Origin of the sequence: Nocardia gamkensis NBRC 108242, from assembly GCF_001612985.1 — a bacterium.
GTDB classification, from domain to species: Bacteria; Actinomycetota; Actinomycetes; order Mycobacteriales; family Mycobacteriaceae; genus Nocardia; species Nocardia gamkensis.
Window position 1 is genome coordinate 84,027 of the sequence record NZ_BDBM01000017.1, and the last position, 20,920, is coordinate 104,946.

At 69.9% G+C, this 20,920-nt stretch carries 19 protein-coding genes and 1 pseudogene; 9 read left to right on the forward strand and 11 right to left on the reverse strand.

Features of this window, described 5'->3' with window-relative positions; translation table 11 throughout:
* The 4 genes and pseudogenes from NG1_RS16135 to NG1_RS16155 all read right to left on the reverse strand — a co-directional run bounded on the left by NG1_RS16135 (window position 1) and on the right by NG1_RS16155 (window position 3,405).
* Window positions 1-450, reverse strand: coding sequence for a universal stress protein (locus NG1_RS16135; RefSeq protein WP_062971628.1), 450 nt, complete (start codon window positions 448-450; stop codon window positions 1-3).
* Between the two features lie 58 nt (window positions 451-508).
* Window positions 509-1,860: pseudogene (locus tag NG1_RS16145) on the reverse strand (flavin monoamine oxidase family protein).
* Between the two features lie 270 nt (window positions 1,861-2,130).
* The gene (locus NG1_RS16150; protein WP_062971631.1) at window positions 2,131-2,712 is read right to left on the reverse strand and encodes a TetR/AcrR family transcriptional regulator; all 582 of its coding nucleotides are present in this window, start codon (window positions 2,710-2,712) and stop codon (window positions 2,131-2,133) included.
* A gap of 6 nt (window positions 2,713-2,718) precedes the next feature.
* Window positions 2,719-3,405, reverse strand: coding sequence for a crotonase/enoyl-CoA hydratase family protein (locus NG1_RS16155; RefSeq protein ID WP_062971633.1), 687 nt, complete (start codon window positions 3,403-3,405; stop codon window positions 2,719-2,721).
* Between the two features lie 227 nt (window positions 3,406-3,632).
* Between NG1_RS16155 and NG1_RS16160 the strand changes: the two genes are divergently transcribed.
* The gene (locus tag NG1_RS16160) at window positions 3,633-4,880 is read left to right on the forward strand and encodes a phthiocerol/phthiodiolone dimycocerosyl transferase family protein (RefSeq protein WP_062971635.1); all 1,248 of its coding nucleotides are present in this window, start codon (window positions 3,633-3,635) and stop codon (window positions 4,878-4,880) included.
* A 15-nt stretch (window positions 4,881-4,895) separates the two neighbouring features.
* Here the strand turns inward: NG1_RS16160 and NG1_RS16165 are convergent, their stop codons facing one another.
* The 4 genes from NG1_RS16165 to NG1_RS16180 all read right to left on the reverse strand — a co-directional run bounded on the left by NG1_RS16165 (window position 4,896) and on the right by NG1_RS16180 (window position 9,307).
* The gene (locus tag NG1_RS16165) at window positions 4,896-6,104 is read right to left on the reverse strand and encodes an ROK family transcriptional regulator (RefSeq protein WP_062971637.1); all 1,209 of its coding nucleotides are present in this window, start codon (window positions 6,102-6,104) and stop codon (window positions 4,896-4,898) included.
* A 31-nt stretch (window positions 6,105-6,135) separates the two neighbouring features.
* On the reverse strand, window positions 6,136-7,371 hold the full coding sequence (locus NG1_RS16170; RefSeq protein ID WP_062971639.1) for a sugar ABC transporter permease: 1,236 nt from the start codon (window positions 7,369-7,371) through the stop codon (window positions 6,136-6,138).
* A complete protein-coding gene (locus NG1_RS16175; protein WP_062971641.1) occupies window positions 7,368-8,141 on the reverse strand; it encodes an ATP-binding cassette domain-containing protein in 774 nt (257 codons plus the stop codon). The genes NG1_RS16170 and NG1_RS16175 overlap by 4 nt, the downstream gene beginning before the upstream one ends.
* Before the next feature lie 71 nt (window positions 8,142-8,212).
* Window positions 8,213-9,307: a sugar ABC transporter substrate-binding protein gene (locus NG1_RS16180; protein WP_245659927.1), complete on the reverse strand. Its 1,095-nt coding sequence runs from the start codon at window positions 9,305-9,307 to the stop codon at window positions 8,213-8,215.
* Window positions 9,308-9,685: 378 nt separating this feature from the next.
* Between NG1_RS16180 and NG1_RS16185 the strand changes: the two genes are divergently transcribed.
* The 3 genes from NG1_RS16185 to NG1_RS16195 are packed head-to-tail and all read left to right on the forward strand — an operon-like array spanning window position 9,686 to window position 12,313.
* On the forward strand, window positions 9,686-10,009 hold the full coding sequence (locus NG1_RS16185) for a hypothetical protein (RefSeq protein ID WP_040865232.1): 324 nt from the start codon (window positions 9,686-9,688) through the stop codon (window positions 10,007-10,009).
* Window positions 10,006-11,334, forward strand: a complete 1,329-nt coding sequence (locus NG1_RS16190) for a hypothetical protein (protein WP_062971645.1) — start codon at window positions 10,006-10,008, stop codon at window positions 11,332-11,334. Before NG1_RS16185 ends, NG1_RS16190 begins: the two co-directional genes overlap by 4 nt.
* Window positions 11,321-12,313: a DUF8176 domain-containing protein gene (locus NG1_RS16195; protein ID WP_062971647.1), complete on the forward strand. Its 993-nt coding sequence runs from the start codon at window positions 11,321-11,323 to the stop codon at window positions 12,311-12,313. Before NG1_RS16190 ends, NG1_RS16195 begins: the two co-directional genes overlap by 14 nt.
* 58 nt (window positions 12,314-12,371) lie before the next feature.
* On the opposite strand, the gene NG1_RS16200 is transcribed toward NG1_RS16195, so the two are convergent.
* Window positions 12,372-12,782 (reverse strand): nitroreductase family deazaflavin-dependent oxidoreductase, encoded by a 411-nt coding sequence (locus tag NG1_RS16200; RefSeq protein ID WP_062971649.1) that lies wholly within the window; start codon window positions 12,780-12,782, stop codon window positions 12,372-12,374.
* Between the two features lie 113 nt (window positions 12,783-12,895).
* Between NG1_RS16200 and NG1_RS16205 the strand changes: the two genes are divergently transcribed.
* Together NG1_RS16205 and NG1_RS16210 are read left to right on the forward strand one after the other, a co-directional pair.
* Window positions 12,896-13,552 carry a response regulator transcription factor gene (locus NG1_RS16205; protein ID WP_174315468.1) on the forward strand — a complete coding sequence of 219 codons (657 nt, stop codon included), beginning with the start codon at window positions 12,896-12,898 and terminating at the stop codon, window positions 13,550-13,552.
* The gene (locus tag NG1_RS16210) at window positions 13,549-14,712 is read left to right on the forward strand and encodes a sensor histidine kinase (protein ID WP_062971651.1); all 1,164 of its coding nucleotides are present in this window, start codon (window positions 13,549-13,551) and stop codon (window positions 14,710-14,712) included. The genes NG1_RS16205 and NG1_RS16210 overlap by 4 nt, the downstream gene beginning before the upstream one ends.
* Window positions 14,713-14,796: 84 nt before the next feature.
* Here the strand turns inward: NG1_RS16210 and NG1_RS38335 are convergent, their stop codons facing one another.
* Window positions 14,797-15,174 (reverse strand): hemophore-related protein, encoded by a 378-nt coding sequence (locus NG1_RS38335; RefSeq protein ID WP_062971653.1) that lies wholly within the window; start codon window positions 15,172-15,174, stop codon window positions 14,797-14,799.
* A 177-nt stretch (window positions 15,175-15,351) separates the two neighbouring features.
* On the opposite strand from NG1_RS38335, the gene NG1_RS16220 reads away from it, so the two are divergent.
* Window positions 15,352-16,161 carry a DUF1460 domain-containing protein gene (locus NG1_RS16220; protein ID WP_062971655.1) on the forward strand — a complete coding sequence of 270 codons (810 nt, stop codon included), beginning with the start codon at window positions 15,352-15,354 and terminating at the stop codon, window positions 16,159-16,161.
* Window positions 16,162-16,216: 55 nt separating this feature from the next.
* Here NG1_RS16220 and NG1_RS16225 read toward each other — a convergent pair whose 3' ends face one another.
* Complete coding sequence (locus NG1_RS16225) at window positions 16,217-17,722, reverse strand: flavin-containing monooxygenase (protein WP_062971779.1); 1,506 nt, start codon at window positions 17,720-17,722, stop codon at window positions 16,217-16,219.
* A gap of 70 nt (window positions 17,723-17,792) precedes the next feature.
* Here NG1_RS16225 and NG1_RS16230 point away from each other — a divergent pair, with 70 nt between their 5' ends.
* Window positions 17,793-18,830, forward strand: a complete 1,038-nt coding sequence (locus tag NG1_RS16230) for an AraC family transcriptional regulator (RefSeq protein WP_062971781.1) — start codon at window positions 17,793-17,795, stop codon at window positions 18,828-18,830.
* Between the two features lie 136 nt (window positions 18,831-18,966).
* A complete protein-coding gene (locus NG1_RS16235) occupies window positions 18,967-20,904 on the forward strand; it encodes a UvrD-helicase domain-containing protein (protein WP_062971657.1) in 1,938 nt (645 codons plus the stop codon).
* Window positions 20,905-20,920: the final 16 nt, after the last annotated feature.

The following is a 20,920-nucleotide window of genomic DNA, read 5'->3' on the forward strand; positions in this document are numbered from 1 at the left end:
TCACCGCTGCCCGGCCTTCTCGACGCCGTCGTGCGCGACGAGAACCGAACATCCGACGTGCCGTGCGGCCTTCTCCGCGGTGCTGCCCATGAAACGCCCCCAGATGCCCGAGTGCCCGCTGCGCCCCAGCACCAGCAGGTCGGCATCGTGATCGGCGGCGGCCGTGGCCAATTCCCGCGCCGCCTGACCCGCGCGGAGTTCGGCCCGCACCGCGATGCCGCGCTGTTCGGCGGTCTCGGCGGCGGTGGCCAGCCATCGGCGGCAGGTCTGTTCCCCGATCGAGCGTTCGTCCTCGATCTCACCGACCACCGGGCCGTAGTGCGGCAGATACTCTTCGACCGCGACGACCGTGAGGGCGGCGTGGTGCGCCGTCGCCAAGTCGAGCGCCATCGTCAAGGCGGCCCTGGCGCCGGGCGAGTCGTCGTAACCCACCACGATCCGCTGGAACACCTCTCCATTGTGATCCCTCCCCCAGGCCGGAGCCAGCCTTCTGGCAACCTTGTGGCAATCAGGCTGTGGCGACGGCGCGATCGGCCGCCAGCACTTCGCCGGCCGCGCGCTCGCCCGAGCGGATCGCCCCCTCGATGTAGCCCGACCATTCCGTGGCTGTTTCGCTTCCGGCCCAGTGGATCGCGCCGACCGGGTGGCGCAGCGCCGAGCCGAGGGTGGTCAGGACGCCCGGCGGGAAGAAGGAGTTGTAGCCGCCGCGGGCGAATGGATCGTCGGCCCAGACCTTTTCGTGCCACTCGATCGGCTCGCGGGCGACGTGCCCGAAAGCGCGCACGAGCGAACCGATGATCATGGCGCGTCGCTCGCCGGGGGAAGGGCGGCCAGCCGTTGCGCGGCCCGGCCGGGCACCAGTGCGCCGAGCACGCCCGGACCGCCGGGGCGCGTCGCGTCGAAGGTGACCGGCACCGGATCGTGCAGGTTCAGCGACTGGCCGGTGAACGAGTCGTCGCGCCAGAACGGCCGCTCGTAGACCGCGAAGGATTTCAGGACCGAGCCCATCGGCATGCGCTGGGTCAGTTGGTCCCGCGCGGCGGGCAGCGGTGGGTCGTAGGCGATGCGTCCGGCCAGGGTGGGCGGCACCGCCACGATCACGTGCCCGGCGTCCACGTCACCGGAGTCGGCGCTCACCCGCACACCATCCACGCCCTGACGGATACTCGTGACCGCCGCGCCGAGCCGCACCGCGTCGCCCAGTTCGGCGGCGATGGCCAGCGCGGGCCCATCGGCGCCGTCGACGAACAGGCGGGTCACCGTCTCGGCGGTGATCCCCGGCTCGACACCGCCCGCCGAGCGAATCGTGGTGAGCAGACCCAGCATCGAAATGCTGCCCACGTCGACGCACAGCTCCTCTCCGATCATCACCTCCGCCAGGTTCCGCGCGCGCCGCTCCGGCACGTTCCGGCGCAACCAGGTCGCCGCGGTCATCGCGTCCAGCCGGTCCGCGCCCGGTGTGGTCCACGGGCGGGCGAGGTCGATGCGGGCGGCCATCCGTTCCATCCGCCACATGGCCTGGGCGAGCACGAGCAGGACGAACGTCGGAAGCGGCGGGCGGGCGCCGGCGAACGGCCGCCGGACCACTCCCTCCACCAGCAGGTCGACCCCTTCGGGCGGCGCGTAGGTCGCGGCGCCGTACTCCTCGGCCAGCGCGGCGAATCGCGTGTGCGCGCCCGAGATCCACTGTCCGCCCAGATCGACGGCCCATCCGTCCCCGACCCGCGCGGTCAGCGTGCGACCGCCCGCACGGTCACTCGCCTCCAGGACGACGACATCCCGACCGGCCGCTCGCAACGTCCGCGCCGCACACAGCCCGGCATATCCCGCCCCGACGACTACCACGTCCGCACGGTCCATGGTGGCCTCCCGTCGCCGCACCGTAACTCGACAACCACTGTCGAGCACCCGTGGCCGATCCGCAACCGACGCGGAGATCCGCGTGCGAGCCGACGGCCATCGGTGCCGTGCGACGCGGGCAGCATGGCGGTGAACAGCAGTCGACGGTGTGCCGACCGGTTCGTGCGTCGGCGGGCAGTCACCGCGCCACGCTCGGCGCGGACCCGCGTCTCGCTACTCCATCGTTCGTCACGTCCCGGCCTCGTGGTGAGCAGCGGTCGCGTCGAGCGGCTAACGCCTCAGCGTGGCGAGGGCGGCGACGGCGGCATCCTGGAAGGTCGCGGTCAGCGAGCGCGGCGGCGGCGATACGCGCCCGCGCACCCACTGCCTGCAATACTCCTGCGCCGGTCCGATGCAGATCGCGTGGGCCACCGGATAGCCCTCGCCGACCACGTCTGCGGTTCCGAGCAACTCTCGATATCTGCGCCGCAGCGCGCCGAAGAAGGCCCGATTGTGCTGTGCCAGTTCGGGCTCGGCGGCGCGTGCCACCTCGTCCGGCAAGGTGGCGAACAGGAAGCGGGCGAGATCGCGATGATCCTGCACCCAGCCGAGATGTGCCGCGAGCATAGCGCGGATCGCCTGCTCGGGACCGATATCCGGTGCGTCGAGGTCGTCCAGCACGGTCCGCTGATAGTCGAGCATCCCGGAGACGTAGACCGCAGCGGCCAATTCGGCTTTCGACCCGAACGCGTGGAACATGCTGCCGCTGGACAAGCCCAGCCGATCGCGCACGCCGGCCATCGTGAACGACGGATACCCCTTGGCCAGGAGCTGTTCGGTCGCCTCGGCCAGGATCCGCTCCCGGGTGCGCACGGCCCGCTACGCGCCGAACTCGGCGTCGATGCCGGAACGCACCGCGGCGAGCACCTGCGCACGCACCCGCAGTTTCGTCCCGGCGTGCGCCGCGAAGTCGATTCCGGTCAATCGGTGCGCTTCGGCCGTCGCGCGCGTGCGCAGGTCGTCCGCGTCGGCGGCGAGCACGTCGAGAAAGCCGAATTCCCTGGCTTCCTCGGGCCCGACCAGGATTCCGGTGTTCGCCGCCCGGTCGAATCCGGGCGCGGTGAGCCGGTGCCGCGCCGCTTCCACGCCGTAGTGCGGGATGGTCAGCCCGATGGCGACCTCGTTGAGGCCCAGTTCGAAATCCCCCATGACACCGAATCGCACGTCGGTAGCCAGCAGCGTGAACGCTCCCTGGGCGATCGCGTGCCCCGGACAGGCCGCCACGACGGGATACGGGAAACCGAGCAGCCGATGGACCAGGTTGCCACCGGCTCGCAGAGTACGGCTGATGTCGTCGGCGGAACGGGAGAACGTCGCCAGGTCGTAGCCGGCCGAGAACATCCGGGGGCGCCCGGTCAACAGGACGACCGCCCGGTCGGCCTCGGCCCGGTCCAAGGCGGCGGCGATGGCGCCGATCATGTTCTCGGACATGACATTCGCCTTGCCGTCGTCGAGCGTGATCGTGGCGACCCCGCCGTCGAGCCGGTAGGTGACGAGTTCGGTCATGGCAGCCTCCTCTAGAGCAGAACTCTAGAGTATCACTCTAGTATCTGGCGCAGCTAACCCTGGGCTCCAGGCCGGAGGGCGGGTTTCGGACCAGGTGTCGTTACGGCAACGAGACGAAACGGCGGCCGCGGATCCGCCGATACAGGAAACACATGATGCTGCCGAAAAAGCCTGGCGCGTCCGGGCTTCGGACTAGCCTCGGGACAGGCTCAGGTGAAGGAAGCGACATGACCGCAGCAACCGTCATCCGCCCGCTGGCGCCGAGCGAAGCGATCTTCGCCAACAGCGAAGTGCTCGTCGGCTATTCGCTTCGGGTCGCGGGGCGGTTGGATCTCGCCGCGCTTTCGGCGGCGTTCGAAGCCGTGGTTCGCTCCCGCCCGATCCTCGGCGCCCGCCTGGAGCCGGACGGGCGCGGCGGGCACCTTCTGCTCGAATCAGCGGGGGCCGCACCGGAGCTGACCGTCGCCGAAGGCGATCCCGAGCGGTTGCTCACCGGCGCCCGGCTGGACCAGCGCACCGCGGTCGCCGCGCTGGGCGTCGTCCGCGACGGCGCAGGCGCGGGGCTCACCTTGGTGACCCACCACAGCGTCGCGGATGCCTATCATTCGCTGGCCGTGTTCGCCGAGCTGTGGTCCTGCTACACCGACCTCGTCCGGCGCGGGCAGGCCGACCTGCCGCCGCACGGCTTCCCGCGTTCGGTGGAAGACCTGCTGCACGAGCGCGGCGTGCGGAAGATCGACGCCACGGCCGTGCCGCACCGCCCCATGGATGTCGCCCGGAGTCGCTCGGGCCCGGAGGATCCCGGCTACCTCGTCCCCCGCACCGCACGCTGCAGGCTGACCCGGAAGCAGACCGCGGCGCTGGTCGAGCTCGGGCACCGGGAGCGCACCACGATCAACGGTCTCGCCTCCGCCGCGATCCTGCTCACCGAGGCCGAGTTGCGCGGGCTGCCGCTGACCGACCTGTCCTACACCTACTCGGTCGACCTGCGCAGCCGGGTGACGCCACCGATCGGGATGACCGATGGCACCAACGTGCTCGGCTTCGCGAACTTCGTCCCGGCGCGGCGGACCGGCGCGACGCTCATCGATCTGGCCCGCGACATCAGCGATACGCTGCGCGCCGGACTCGACACGGGCATGGTGCAGCAGACCCCGCTGCACATCCCCGAGATCACCGCGGGCCCTCCGCCGCGCGCCCCGGGAATCGTGCTGGCCACCAACTGGGGACGCGTGCGCAGACCACGGGTGCCGGACGAGCTGCGGATCACCGACTTCCGCTCGATCATGCTCGGCAAGCCGGACAAGACCGGGCACCGGCTCCAGCAGCCGAGCGGCACCATCATCATCAGCACCTTCGACGACCGCCTGAGCATCGAGATCCACCACCCCGAGGAAACCACCGAGGAACAGCGGGTGCGCGTCCGACTGCTCGCCGGCCACCTGTCGCAGTTCAGCGCGGCAGGGGCCGCGTGAATCCGGCCGGAATCCTCAGGCGCGCGCGGCCGACGGTCGGGCCGGCGTCTGCAACGGATCGGTGAGCACGTCGGTGAAGGCCAGTTCCGCGGCGCCGATCAGGGTCGCGTCGCCGCCGAGCGCGCTGGTGCGCAACCGGACCCGTTCGCGGACGGCTTGCAGGCCGTTCACCGCCAACCGGCTGCGCACCTGCGCCGCCGAGGCCAGATAGATCTCCCGCAGCACGCCACCGAACACCACCACCGACGGATTGAAGACGTTCACCAGATTGGCGACGCCGTACCCGAGCCATTCGCCGACCTGGCGCAGCGCGTCCCGCGCCGTCGTGTCGCCCCGGGCGGCGGCCTCGACGATCGCGTCCACCGCCGCTTGCCCGGGCGGATCGCTGCGTCCCGCCGCCGCGATCAACCCCAGTTCGCCCGCTTCGGCCTCCAGACAGCCCCGGGATCCGCAGGCGCAGGGCCGCCCACCCGGATTCACGATCATGTGGCCGACTTCTCCGCCGTAACCGCCGTCCCCACCGAGCAATTCGCCGTTGACGATGATGCCGCCGCCGATGCCGACATCGCCGTGCAGGTAGATCGAGTTCGCCAGGCCGACGCAGACACCGCGTTCGCGTTCGGCCAGCGCGCCGAGGTTGGCGTTGTTGCCGACCGCGACGCGCAGGCCGAGATCGAGCTCCCTGGTCAGCTCGGCGCCGAAGGCGACGTCCACCCAGCCGAGATTCGGCCCGTACCGCACCACGCCGTCCTCCTCGCGGACCATGCCGCAGAACGCGACCCCGACGCCCACGCACCGAGCGTCGGGCGCGGCCGTGGCGATCATCGCCCTGGCCATCGCCGCGAGCGCGGCGATCACCTCGTCCGGGTCGAACGCGCCGCCGGGACGGGCGGTCTCGGTGCGCTCGAGCACCGAACCGCCCAGCCCGACCCGCGCGGCGGCGAGGCGGTCGGCGCCGACGTCCAGCGCGACGACGTAGACCCGGTCGGCCCGCGGCCGCACCACCAGCGACGGCCTGCCCGCCCGTCCGGTCTGCCCGGGCAATTCCTCGCTCACCAGGCCTGCCGCCGCCAGATCGGTGGTGAGCGCGAGAATCGTGCTGCGGTTCAACCCCATTCGCTCGGCGAGCGCGGCGCGCGACACCGCGCCGTCACGGTGCACATGCCGCAGCAACGCGGCGAGATTGCGCGTGCGGATCTCCTCGGGCGAAGGTGCTGCTCGCATTCACCGGGCTTTCGTCACGGGGCTGGGGGGTTCATCGCTGTAGGAGCGCACGCCTACGGGACAGGGCGTCCACTCCGGCCGCCAAGAGCAGCACGAATCCTGTCACAACGAATTTCGTGCCCGCGCTGTAGCCCATCAGCCCCATGCCGTTGTTGATCACCGCGACCACCGCGGCGCCCAGCACGGCGTCCAACATCCGCCCGCGGCCGCCGAACAGGCTGGTGCCGCCGATCACCGCCGCGCCGACCGCCGTGAGCAGCACGTCGCTGCCGCCGGTGTTCGGATCGACGGAGTTCGCGCGCGACGCGGCGATGAGTCCGCCGACCGCCGCCATGGTCGAACACAGCACGAAGGCGGTGATCTTCACGCGATCCACGGCGATGCCCGCGCGCCGGGCGGCCTCGGCATTGCCGCCGACGGCGTAGATGTGCCTGCCGAACGCGGTGCGGTCCAGCACGAACGTCCACAGCAGCAACAGCGCCACGATCAGCGGCACGACGATGGGCATCCCCGCCAGCGAGTGCAACGCGGGGTTGCGGCTGCGCTCGCCGTTGAGCACCAGCACGGCCGCGCCCGCCACGATCGCCAGCAGCACCACGCGCACCACGACCGCCCGCGCCGTCGTGCCGGTGAGACCGAGTTTCGTGCGCGCCCGCAACTTCCGGTACTGCACGAGCGCGAATCCGGCGACCAGCACCGCGTACAACGCCCAGCCGATCGCCGGCGGCACGTTCTTGTTCGCGATCGCGACGATCGTCTCGTCGCGGATGGAGATGTTGCGACCGTTGTCCATGATCTTCAGCGCCACGCCCTGCAACGCGAGGAACGCCGCCAGCGTCACCACGAACGACGGGATCCCGATCTTCACCACGACCGTGCCGATCACGAGCCCGATCACCACGCCGGTGAGCAGCGACACCAGCACCGCCGCGTACCACGGCCATCCTTTGTCGGTGAGCAGCACGGCGAGCACGGCGGCGCACACACCGCTGGTGAACCCGGCCGACAAATCGATCTCGCCGAGCAGCAGCACGAAGATCAGCCCCATCGCGATCACCGCGATCGCCGCACCCTGCGTGAACAGATTGGCGAAGTTGGCCTCGGACATGAAGACCGGGCGCGCCGCCCAGAAGACGGCCGAGAGCACGACGAGTGCGATCACCGAGGGCAACGCCCCCATGTCGCCGCCACGCACCCGGCCGACGTAGCCGCTCATCAGCTCGGTCACCGGCGCCGCCGGTCGCCGCTCGGTGGTCACCGCGGTCATCGGGTCGCTCCGCTCGTCTCGAGGCCGAGCGCACCGCTGCGTCCCGCCGTGATCAATTCGACGACCTGCGCGTGCGTCACGTCGGAGGTCCGTACCTGCGCGGCCATCCGGCCGAGGTAGAGCGCGGCGATCCGGTCGGACACCGCGAAGACGTCGTTCATGTTGTGCGAGATGAGCACTACCGCCAGCCCCTGGTCGGCGAGCCTGCGCACCAGCTCGAGCACCTGCTGGGTCTGCGCGACGCCCAGCGCGGCCGTCGGCTCGTCGAGGATCACCACCTTGCTGTTCCACAGCACGGCTTTCGCGATGGCCACCGTCTGGCGCTGTCCGCCGGACAGGCTGGCGACCTGCTGCCGGACCGATTTGACGGTGCGCACCGACAGGCTCGCCAGCGTCTTCCCGGCGAGTTCCTCCATCGCGTATTCGTCGAGCACGAGACCGCGCCTGCGTTCCCTGCCGAGAAACATGTTCTGGACGATGTCCAGGTTGTCGCAGAGCGCGAGATCCTGGTAGACGATCTCGATGCCGAGCGCCGCCGCGTCGCGCGGGCTGTGCACCTGCACCGGCGTGCCATCGAAGAGGAATTCGCCCGCGTCGATCGGATGGGTGCCGCCGATGCATTTGACCAGCGTGGACTTGCCCGCGCCGTTGTCGCCGACGAGAGCGGTAACCTCGCCGGGATAGGCGCTGAAGGCGACTTCGTGCAGGACGTGGACGGGACCGAAGCTTTTCTCTACTCCGCGTAATTCGATGACCGGCAGTTCGGACATTGGGTAGCTCCTCCGAAGGATGGAGCCCCTTCCGCAATCCCCTCATCGAACCGCGGAAGGGGCGTGCGATATCAGATCCCGTTGTCCGCGCAGAGTTTCGCGAACCCGCCGGTGCACAGCTCGGCCTTGGTGACGTAGCCGTCGGCCACCACGTCCTTGACGTCGCGCGGGTAGATCGGCTTGGGCTCCAGCAGCACCGACGGCACGTCGGCGTTCGACTCCGGGTCGCGCACCGCGCCGTTGGTGCTGCCTTGCTCCCCCTTCACCAGGGCCACCGCGAGTTTCGCGGTCGCCTCGGCCTCCTTCTGGATCGCCTTGTAGACGGTCATGCACTGGTCGCCCGCCAGGACGTTCTGCAGGCCCTGGACCGTGGCATCCTGCCCGCTGACCGGCACCTGCCCGTTCAGCTTCTGTTTCTTCAGCACCGCGATCGCGGCGTTGGCCAAACCGTCGTTGGCCGCGACAACACCCCCGATGTCCGGCCGACCGGTGAGCATCTGTTCGAAGATGGTGCCCGCCTTGGTGTTGTCCCATTCCGGGACGGCCTGATCGGGGCCCTTGACGTACTGGCCCCCGTCGAACCGGGCCTTCAATACTCCGTCGTAGCCGGTCTTCAACAGCGTGGCGTTGTTGTCGGTCGGTCCGCCGTTGAGATACGCGACCACCGGACGCACCGCGTTGCGATCGGTCAGGCACTGCGCGACGCCCTCGCCGAGCAGGCTGCCGACCTTCACGTTGTCGAAGGAGACGTAGTACTGGGCGCCGCCGCCGAGAGTGAGCCGGTCGTAGTCGATCACGGTGACGCCCTGCGACTTCGCCTTCTGGATCACCGCTTTGCCGGTGCCGCTGTCCAGGTTGGTCATCACCAGGACCGTGGCGCCGTTGGTGATCATCTGGTCGGCGATGGTCTGGAAGGCGTTCTTGTCACCCTGGGCGTTCTGGATATCGGCCTGGACGCCCGCGGCCTCGAACGCCTGCTGTAAGTACTTACGGTCCGCCGTCTCCCAACGAGCGGAGGTCTTGCTGTCCGGGAGGATCACGCCGATCTGCGTTCTGCCACCGGAATTCGCGGAATCGTCGCCGCACGCGGTGAGCGTGGCGGCCAGGAGCGCGAACGACAACGCGGCAGCGCTGAACATGCCCTTGCGCATGAGTGGGCCTTTCATCACCGGCCGGGACGATGTCCCCGCCGGTCGGAGTGGAACGAATGTTGTCCACAGCAACATATTGGACTGTGACCGAGCGCACAACAACTAATTTGTTGTTCCGAATAACAATCTCGACACGCGCGCGTTTGCTCAGGTGGACGCCGATGCGGCCGGTGCGACGAAGGGCGTGAACAGGGACGTCGGCCGACGCCCGGGACCATGCCCGCGGACGCGGCGGGATCGCGCTCGCGCCGCGCCGCGCGCCGGACACACGGCAGGGTGGCAGCTATGCGAAACGGACCACCCAGGATCGGGCGCATGACAGCGCTCCGGCACAGTACCCTTGGCGGTGAATCATGGCGCGGTAGCGACAGACTGGGATCCGGGAGGGGAACAGTGGACACGCTCAAGCTCGACCCGGCGGCGATGGCCGCCTACACCGCGATTGCGGACGCGGTGTCGAAACAATTGGCGTCGGCGGCCACGGTCGCCTCCGGCGCGGTGGATCCCGACCGGCTGGCCGCCGATCTCGGCCTGGTGGGTGCGGAATTCGCGGCGCGCTTCTCGGCGGCCGTATCCGAACACGCGGAAGCGCTGTCGACCGCCGGACAACTGGTCGGCGCCTACGGCCGGGTCCTGCGCGGTTACAGCGAGAACGCGCAGGAGGTCGACGCCGAAACGGCGGGCGCGATCACCCGTTCGGGGGAGGCACTGGCATGAGAAGCCTTATGGGACTGCGGAAACGGGCGCACACCACCCAGCCCGCCGCCGAGACCACCCGGCCGTCGAGCACCGAGCCGGGGGCCGACCCGCCGATCGTGGCCGCGCTGGTCCGCCCGCTACTGACGCTGCGCTCCTCGCTCGGCACCGGCGTCGGGGTGCCCAGCGCCGCCGCGACCGGGGCGCTCTCGGCCGCCTCCACCCAGGTGGCGGACACCGAGGGCCCGCACCGCGAAGGCCTGCATGCGCTGGAGTCCACCTGGACCTCCCGCGCCGCCGACAGCGCGGTGCCCGCGATGCGCACCACGCAGACCCAGATCGGGGACATCTCCGATCGGGGCCCCGCCTACCTGTCCGTCCTCGCCGACGCGCACGCCACCTCGGGACGGGCGGCGCGGCAGGTCGACCAGATCATCGCCGACTTCCGGCGCGACGCACGGGAGATCTTGGACAACTCGACCTCCGCGCCGGAGACCGACGCGGTCATCGCGCGCGCCACCCAGGCGCTGCGCGACGCGCTCACCACCGTGACGGCCGCGCGCACCGAAATGGACGACCACACCAGGAGACTCGACGAGATGGGACCGCTCACGGTCACCGCACCGTCCGGCGTCTCCCACGGACAGGGACAGGCCGTCTACCCCGGTAACTCCGGGCAGGTCGTACCCGGCGCCACCACGCCCGGCGCCACGACGCCGGCCACTACGACGCCCATGGATCCGGCCATGGCCGCGCAGCTCCAATTGCAGCAGCAGCTGATCTCCGCGGGGGTGGACCTCGGCACCACGGCCATCAACGCGGGCGTCGACATCGGCACGCACATCATCGACAAGATCGCCGAAGTCGGCATCCACGGCATCGACACCGTCGCGGCCGCCGCGGACAAGGCGATCCCGGAACTGATCAACCCGGGCTCGACCACCAACTCCGGTACCTCCGGCACGAATGGCGACGACTCGAAGAATTCCTCGAAGCTGTTCGACTTCGGCGGGTCGCAGGAGCACAAGCCGTCGACCGGGCCCGGTTCGGTGATCCCGCCCGGCAATTCCGCGCCCGCCGCGCGGGCGGACGTGCCGAAGCCGGAGAGCAAGCCGGCGCCCGCCGTCGCGCCGCCCGGTGACGCCACGCCGCCGACGCCTGCGGGCAGCCCGGACCGCCCCGTTCATCCCGGCCCGACCGGCGGCATGGTGCTGCCGCCTGCTCCGCCGCCGGGCGGCGAGGACCACGAGCACAAGCCGCGCGACGGACAGCTCGGCGTGACCATCCCGTCCGCTGTGACAGCGATCGTACCGGTGCTGGGCGAATTCGACGATGACACCCCCTGACCGGGAACATCCCAGTCAGGACGCGGGCCAGGCCAATCCGTTCGACACGGGTCTGCCGATGCTGCGCATTCCCGCGAGCAAGCCGTCGAAGCGACGGCGTTCACCCGGACGCCGCAAGCAGATTCGTCGACGGGAGCCGGAGTACGAGCCCGCGGAACCGCCGCGCCCTCCGGAACAACAGAGTGTCCGTCCGCGCCTCGGCGAGTGGGAGCAATGGCTCGAACCCGCGCCACCGGCCGCGCGAGTGCCGCAACCGGTGGCCGCGCAGCAGCGCCCCGCGTCCGCGGAGCCGGAGCCGGTCGAGTCCGAGGACGGCCCCGTCACGACGCCCGGGATCGTCAATCGCTCCGGAATCCATCCCGGCACCCCGGTGCGCCATCCTCGGCGCACCGATCAACAGCGCGGCAACCGCTCACTGACGGTCTTGATCGTGCTCGGCATCGTGGTCGCCACCGTCTCCATCGGCCTGGCCATGATCTACGGTTCCGACGCGAATTCGCGCAAAGTGGCGGCGACGCAGCCACCGCGTGCGGCCGGGCCCGCCCCGACCACCTCGGCATCCACCTCACGCGTCAAGCCCCCGTGGGCGATCGCCACGCTGGGATGTGAGCAGAAGCGCACCGCCGACGTCGTTTCCGGCACCGATCCGGGCGGCACCGGCAACGGCCCCGACGCGATCTTCGCCTTCGAGTACGCCTATTACGCCGAACGGTCCGGGTACCGGGCCCGCGCCGTGGTGGCCCCCGACGCGGCGGTCTCGCCCGCCGATCAGATCCAGCGCGGCATCAACCAGGTGCCTGCGGGCACCCGCTACTGTGTCGAGATCTCCCGGGCCGGAGACGGCCCGGACGGCCAAGCGCGGTGGCAAGTCCGGTTGACACAGCAGTTCCCGGACGAAGAGCCGAACACCTTCACCCAGTTCATCACCACCCGCACCGGAACCGATCAAACGCTGATCACCGGGATCACGGCAGGCTGACCTCTCCGCGCGGCGTGAATTGGCTACCGCGCCGGTACGAACCGCGCACCGGCTCCGCTCAGCGCGGCGTCAGCTTGACGACCGGAATCACCCGGTCGGTCTTCTCCTGGTACTCGGCGAAGCCGGGCATCACCTCGACCATCGCGGCGTAGAGGCGATCGCGCTCCGGCCCTTCGGTGATCGGAGTCGCCGTCGCCTCGAGGGTTTCGGTGCCGATCTCGAGGGTGACCGTCGGATTGACGCGCACGTTGTGAAACCAGTCCGGATTGGTCGGAGCGCCCGCTTTGGAGGCGATGACCACGATGTCGTCGCCGTCGCGGATGAACGCGAGCGGATTGGTGCGCGGAAGACCGGATTTGGCGCCGATGCTGGTGAGCAGCAGCAGCTCGCGGCCCTCGAAGGGGCCGCCGACCTTGCCCTGGTTGGCGCGGAATTCTTCGATGATCTGGGTGTTCCAGTCGCCTGCCATGACTTGTCTCTCCTGCGGAGTCGGGTGCGCCGGGTCGTCGCGAGCCTACCCAGGACGGCGGCCCCGGGCCGAACTAACGGCCAACCAACAGCGGCAGGGGGCACGATGACGGGGTGCGGGTGCTTGTTGTCGAGGACGAGACATTGCTGGCCGACGCGATCGCCGACGGGTTGCGCCGACATGCCATGGCGGTCGACGTGGTGTACGACGGCGCGGCGGCGCTGGAGCGTACCGGCGTCAACGACTACGACGTGGTGGTACTCGATCGGGATCTACCCGGGGTCTCCGGTGACACGGTGTGCGGCACGCTCACCGCGTCCGGCGGCTCGGCCCGGATCCTGATGCTCACAGCGGCGAGCGCCGTGGCCGAACGGGTAGCGGGTCTGGGACTGGGCGCCGACGACTACCTGACGAAACCGTTCGCGTTCGCCGAGCTGGTCGCCCGTATCCAGGCGCTCGGGCGCCGGGCGCGCAGCGCCGCTCCCCCGGTGCTGGAGCGCTCCGGCATCCGGCTCGACCCGCACCGGTTCTCCGTCACCAGGAACGGCGCACCGGTCACGCTGTCGCGCAAGGAGTTCGCGGTGCTGGCCGAGCTGCTGCGCGCGGACGGCGGCGTGGTCTCGGCCGAGCAGCTGCTGGAGAAGGCCTGGGACGAGCACATCGACCCGTTCACCGGCGTCGTGCGGTACACGATCATGAACGTGCGGCGGAAGCTGGGCGAGCCGCGGGTGATCGAGACCGAGCCCGGCGTGGGGTACCGGATCCGATGAGCGGGCGCACGATCCGGCTGCGGCTCACCCTGCTGTACGCGACGGCGTTCTTCCTGGCCGGTGCGGTACTCATCGCGTTGATGTACTTCTACCTGAACCAGTCGCTGGAGCGACGGCCCGGCGGCGGCGCCCAGCAGGTGGTACGGGAGTATCTGCTCGAACGGGCCGAGCGGAACCGGGCGCCCGTCTCCACGGAGTTGTTCAAAGCGCTGACCGAGCAGGCCCAGCGGAATCGGCGGGACACCTTGCGCGCCATGCTGGTCTGGTCGCTGGTATCGCTCGGCGCGGTGGGGATCGCCGCGGGCGGATTCGGCTGGTTGCTGGCCGGACGCGCCCTGCATCCCTTGCAGCGCATCACCGCGACCGCGCGGCGAGTCGCCGATACCAGCCTGCACGAGCGCATCGCCCTCGACGGTCCGCAGGACGAGATCAAGGATCTGGCCGACACGTTCGACGCGATGCTCGAGCGCCTGGACCGGGCCTTCGACGGACAGCGCCGGTTCGTGGCGAACGCCTCCCACGAGCTGCGCACACCGCTGACCATCAACCGGACGCTGATCGAAGTGGCGTTGGAAGACCCCGGCGTTCCCGAGTCCACCCGCCGGCTCGGCGCCACGCTCTTGGAGGTCAACCGCAGGCACGAACGGCTCATCGACGGCCTTCTGGTGCTGGCGACCAGCGAACAGCGGCTGACCGAACACCGTCGCATCGATGTCGCCGACATCGCCGCCGACGCGGTCGGAACATGCGCCGCGCGGCCGGGGGCCGAGATCTCCGCCGATCTCGAACCCGCGACTGTGCTCGGAGATCCGCTCCTGCTGGAACGCCTCGTGCTCAATCTGCTGGACAACGCACTGCGCTATAACCTCCCCGAACACGGCTGGGTGGCGATCCGGTCCCGAGCGATCGGCGACCGCGCCGTGCTCACCGTGGAGAACAGCGGTGCGCCGGTCCCCGCGTTCGAGGTCGAGAGCCTCTTCGAACCGTTCCGCCGACTCTCCACCACCGAACGCTTGGCCGATTCCGGCGCACGCGGCGCCGGGCTCGGCCTGTCGATCGTGCGCTCCGTCGCGCAGGCCCACGGGGGCACGGTTCGTGCGGCGGCGCGTGCGGACGGCGGTCTCGCGGTCACCGTCGAATTCCCGCGCGCCCAGGGATGACGCACCGCCCGGGGTCGCGTCGACGCGACCCCGGCGCGGCTACCCGAGGGGTACGGGCGAGTCCGACACCTCGCCCGTCCTGGCTCAGTAGTTGTGGCAGGTCTCGGCGAGGACGCGCATCTTGTCGCGGTGCTCCTGCGCCTGCGGCGAGTCGCGGCGCTCCTCGAGCCTGCCCTTGGCCTCCGGGTGCTTGTCCAGGAACTCCCGAGCACGCTGCTTGCGCTGCTCGACCGGGAGACTCAGGAACTCCTGCAACTTCGCCTTGCGGTCGGGATGCGCGTCGAGCCGGGCGGCGAGATCGGGGAACTGGGCGTGGACGGCGGCATCGAGCTGGGCGAAGCTGCAAGTTGTTTCGAGCAGTCCACCCGGCCGCGGCTGCGCGGAGGCGGTCGCCGGAACCAGCAGCGCACCCGCGGCGAGCAGACCGCCGAGAGCGAGGGTGGCTCGAACGATTCTCGTCATGTCGGATATCCCTTTCGGTTGGACGTTCGGGTCGCTGCGACGCGGCCCGGCGTTCAGTCCATCAGGAAGGGTGTTTGGACGGCGCTAGGCGATGATGCCCCCCGCGCGCCCGCCGCCGGGCTACCGTGGGGGTCGCTGTTGTGTCCCGATCGGCTGATCACCGCTGCTGGAGGCGTCTTGCGCACCATCGCTCGTGTACTGCTCGTTCTCGCGGCCCTCGTCTGCGCCGCGGTGTCGACACCGCCCGCGCTCGCCGCCCCGGACGCCGTGCGGCTCGACGATTTCACCGCGCGCAAGCTCGACGAAGTGCTGTCGTTGCGCGCTCAGGCACCCGCTTCGGCGAGTAAGGCCGAATTGATCGAGCTGCTGTCGCGTCCGTTCCTCGGCACGCCCTACGGCGCGAACATGCTGGTCGGGTCGGCGACCCAGCCCGAACAGCTGGTCATCGACTTCCGCAGGGTGGACTGCTTCACCTACCTCGATTACGTCGAGGCGCTCAGCAGATCCGCCGACCGCGACCAGTTCACCAGGAACCTGATCGAGACGCGTTACGCCGATGGCCGAGTCGATTTCCGGCAGCGCAAACACTTCTTCACCGACTGGGCGCACACCACCGGAGTCGCGGCCGGCGACGTCACGGCGGCGGTGAGCCCCGCGGCGGTGACCGTCACCAAGCACCTCAACGCGAAAGCCGACGGCGGCAACTACCTTCCCGGGCTCCCCGTGGTCGATCGCGCGATCACCTACATTCCCGGCGCGGCCGTCGACCAGAGCGTCGTGAACGGGCTGCGCACCGGCGACTACATCGGCGCCTACACCGACCAGCCGGGCTTGGACGTCACCCACGTCGGCATCTTCGTCATGACCGCCGCGGGGCCGGTCTTCCGCAACGCGTCCTCGCTCGCGGGCAACGACAAAGTGGTGGACTCGCCCTTCACCGAGTACGTGCGGTCCACGCCGGGCATCGTCGTCCTCCGCGCGCTATAGGTCGCCTCGGCGCGGAATAGGTCGCCTCGGCGCGGAATAGGTCGCCTCCGCCGAGCTAGGAAACGGGCACCGGCGGCCGGACCGCCGATTTCGGCGTGCCGGTGAGCGTCTTGTCCAAGTCCGTGCGCAGGGTGGTCGCCGAGTCGAGCAGGTAGTTCTGCCGCACCTTCCACGGATGACGGTCGCCTTGGCGGGGGAAGTCGCCGATGGAGCGCTGGATGTAGCCGGAGGCCAGATCCAGCAGCGGGTGTTCGCCGAGTTCGCCCCGCGGCTCGGGCACCACGGCAGCGTAGCCCTTGCGGTCCATGTGATTGAGCACTTTGCAGATCAACCGAGAGGTGAGATCGGCGCGCAGGGTCCACGAGGCGTTGGTGTATCCGATGCACACGGCGAAGTTGGGGACGCCGGTGAGCATGGTCCCCTGCCAGACGAACTGGTCGGACAACTCCACTCGCGCGCCGTCGACGCTGGGCGTGATGCCGCCGAAGGCCAGCAGTTGCAGCCCGGTAGCGGTGATCACGACGTCCGCGTCGAGCACCCGGCCGGACGTCAGCCGGATGCCTTCCGGCACGAACGTGTCGATGTGGTCGGTGACGACCTCGGCCTTGCCCTTCTTCATCGCCTTGAAGAAGTCCGCGTCCGGGACGGCGCACAGCCGCTGGTCCCAGGGGTTGTAGCTGGGTGTGAAGTGCTCGGCGACGGCCCGGTCGTCCTTCAGGATGCGGGTGGTGAGACCGGTGAGCAGCTTGCGCGCCGCTTCCGGACGGCGCCGGCAGTACTGGTAGAAGCCGATGCCGAACAGGATGTTCTTGGTTCGGATCAGGCGGTGCGCGGGCCGCGGCGGCAGCAGCTCGCGGATCTTGTCGGCCACTTTGTCCCGGCCCGGAACGGCGCTGATCCAGGTCGGCGACCGTTGCAGCATCGTCACCAGTTGCGCTTGCTCCGCCATGGCCGGGACCAGCGTGACCGCGGTGGCGCCGCTGCCGATCACCACGACGCGCTTGCCGCGATAGTCGAAGTCCTCGGGCCAGAACTGCGGGTGCACCACTTCGCCCGCGAACGACGAGATGCCGGGGAACGCCGGCGCGTAGGGCCGGTCGTAGTCGTAGTACCCGGCGCAGGCGTAGAGGAAGCCACAGGTGAGCGTGCGCGTCTCGGTGGCACCCGACTCGTCGCGCTGCTCGAGGGTCAGCGTCCAGCGCGCGGCGCCGCTGTCCCAGTCGGCGGCGATCACCTTGGTGCGGTAGCGGATGTGCCGGTCGATGCCGTGCTCGGTCGCGGTCTCGGTGATGTAGCGCAGGATCGACGGACCGTCGGCGATCGACTTGGCGTCACGCCACGGCTTGAACGGGTAGCCGAGGGTGAACATGTCCGAGTCCGATCGGATGCCCGGGTATTTGAACAGGTCCCAGGTGCCGCCCAGGGTGTCGCGCGCCTCCAGGATGGCGTAGGTCTTGCCGCGGCACTCGGTCTGCAGCCGGTAGGCCGCGCCGATGCCGGATAGTCCGGCGCCGACGATCACGACATCGAGGTGGTCCGGTGCTGCGGCGGCTTCGGTCATGTCTCCAGTGTGCGAGCCGAGCGCGGCCGCTTTCTTGACTTTGCGCGACAAGTATTTGATCCTCGACGACATGTCGGTGATTCGCTCCGCGGGGTTGCGCGGATTTCGCGCGACGGTCGCCGAGCTGGGTGGTGACGCCGAGGCACTGGCCGCGGCATGCGGCCTGCCGGTGGCCGCCCTGGACGCCGACGACCTGCTCGTGCCCGACGAGTCCGTCGCGGCGGTGCTGGAACTGGCCGCGCACCAGCTGCGCTGTCCCGACCTGGGCTTGCGGATCTCCCATCGGCAGGACCTGGACATGCTCGGCCCGCTGGCGCTGGCCATCCGCAATTCGGCGTCACTGGCCGACGTGCTCGAGTGTTCGTCGCGATACCTGTTCCTGCACGCGCGGTCGCTCAGCTTGACCCTGGAGCCCGACCCCTATGGCGATCGCGGCGTGATCGCGCTGCGCTACGGCATGCGGCCCGGACTTCCCACTCCCGTCCAGGGCACCGACCTCGGGCTGGCATTCGTGCATCGCACCATTCAGCGCTTGGTGGACGACCGTTACGGACTGCGCTCGGTCGAGCTGCCCTATCGCCCGGCGGCGGCGGTCGCCGGTTACGAGAAGTTCTTCGGCGCGCCGGTGCGGGTCGAGCGGCCGTTCGCGGCGCTGCGGGTGCCGAGCAGCCTGGCGAGCAGGCCGCTCACCGGCGGTGATGAGAACCTGCACCGGCTGGCCATGGCGTTCCTGGCCGCGCAGTCCGGCGACGCGGCGGCGGCGATCGCGCCGCAGGTACGCGCCGCGGCGGAGCAATTGCTCGGCACCGCCGCACCCGGGATCGGCGCGGTGGCACGGCTTCTCATGGTGCACCCGCGCACCCTGCAACGACGTCTCGCCGCCGAGCACACCTCGTTCGCCGCGATCCTGGACGAGGTCCGCAGGGACGCGGCGCGACGGTATCTGACCACGACGGACATGCCGATGAGTCAGGTGGCCTCGCTGATCGGGTTGTCCGAGCAGGCGACGTTCACCCGATGCGCCCGAAGATGGTGGGGCACAACGCCCAGCGCCGTGCGCCGCACCGGCGCGCAGGCAAGAGCCCAGCCGCACAACACATTCGGGTGACGCGGCGACAACATTCCGGCGTCCGATCCGTCCGTTTCGATAACGGTTGCCCCCGAAAGCCCTCGACCCATTCCCTCCTCGACGCCGTGTCTTTACCGTCGAAGACGGGGTAGGTGTGCACCGGAAGGGGGACTCCATGAACACCTGGCTTTCGCTTGTCACCGATGCGCTGACCCGCATCCCCGGCTACCCATCGCAGCAGCGGACGTTCTTCGCCGAGGCGCTGGCCGAGCCGGGACGGTACCTTCTCGTCCACCGGGATCCGGTGCCCGCCGACCATGCCCACGCGCTGCTGATCTGCCGCACAGGGCTTTTCGCGTTTCGCTTCGCCGAGGACGTCCCCGCGGAATTCGACGGCCTCCGCCGCCATGTCGAAGCGACGTTCGGCAAATTGCAGTTCGGGCGCGAGAAGATCGTCGCCCATGACGCGCAGATCGTGCTGCTCGTACCCGGCGAGATCCGGCGGCGCGGGGACGGCCGGTTCGCCGTCGCCGGGCCGGGTGAGCTCGATCGGGTCATCCGCGCACGCCACCGGCAGTTGCGGCCCACCCGGGTACAGGCCATCGCGAACACCGTCGCACACCAGTCGGCCCGGGAGTACGACCTGCTCGAGATCGAGGACGTGACGCCGGACCCACCGGTTCCGGCCCTGCTCGATCGGTCGGAAGTACTGTCGCCGCAGCGCGATGCGGCCCTGGAGATGCCGTTCCAGCACTGGATGACCTTCCTGGATCCCGAACAGGAGGTGCTCGTCTCGCGCACCTACACCGGCCCCGCCCGGATCGCCGGTCCCGCGGGCACCGGCAAGACGGTGGTCGCGCTGCACCGCATGGCCAGGCAGGCGAAGCGGTCTACCGGTCGTCAGCTGTACACGACGTTCGTCAAGACGCTCGCGAACTGCCAGGAGACCTATTTCCGGCGACTCGCGCCGGGAACCGAAGGGCGCGTCCAGTTCGCCGGCCTGCATTCCTGGGCTATGGATTTCCTCGGGCAGCGGATCGCGGCGCCGAAGCTCGACCCGCGGGGAGCCGACCGGGTGTTCGGCCGGGTCTGGGAGCAGGCGAGAGCCGTCTTCGAGGACATCGAGCCGCACGAAAGCTATTGGCGCGAGGAGATCGACCGGGTCATCAAGGGCCGTGAGATAGACGATCTCGACGTCTATCAGCGCGCGGAGCGTCACGGACGCAACGGCATTCGTCTCGACGACGACCGGCGTGCCGAGGTGTGGCACGAGCTCTACGTCCCGTACGTGAGCGAGATGCGCAAACGAGGGATCTCCGATTACAGCGACGTCATCGCCATCGCCCTGGCCGAGATCCGCAACGAACCGCTGCCCGAACCCTACGACGCGGTCGTCGTCGACGAAGTGCAGGACATGACGCTGGCCGGGCTGCGGCTGGCCCACGCCATCGCGGGCGGCAACGGGTCCAGCCCGCTGCTGCTGCTCGGCGACGGCCAGCAGCAGGTGTACGCCGGGGGCTGGCGCATGGCCGACGCGGGCATCGACCTGCGCGGCCGCGGCGAGGTCCTGCGGGTCAACTACCGCAACCGCCGTCGCGTCTGGGAGAACGCCGCCGGGATCGATGCGGTGAACGAGCTCGGCGATTTCGATGACGCGCCCGGCGTGCTGCTGCGCGACGCCGACGTCACCCTGCCCGACGGCGTGGTGCGGATCTGGCGCGGACCGGATCACTACCTGGAGTCGGCGCTGGTCGACGGCATACGCGAATGCGGGAAACCGTTGTCCGACATCGCGGTACTCACCCGGACGCGGAAGGAGGCCGCCCGGCTCGCCGGGGCGCTCGCCGCCGTCGGCATCGCGGCGCTGCCCTTGGAGGACTACGACGGGACCCCGCACCCCGCGGTCAAGATCGGCACGGTGCACCGCGCCAAGGGGCTCGACTTCGTGGCGGTCTTCCATCCGAGTTGGTCCGGTGGCGGGCCCCGAACGGGCGCGAGCCGCGAACGAGCCCGGCTGGCCGAGCGCCAGAAGCTGGTCGCGATCACCAGGGCACGGGACTTCGCCTGGCTCGGTATCCGTGACGACCGTTCGGAGATCGAGCGGCCCTCGTAGCCGCCTCGGGGTGCGG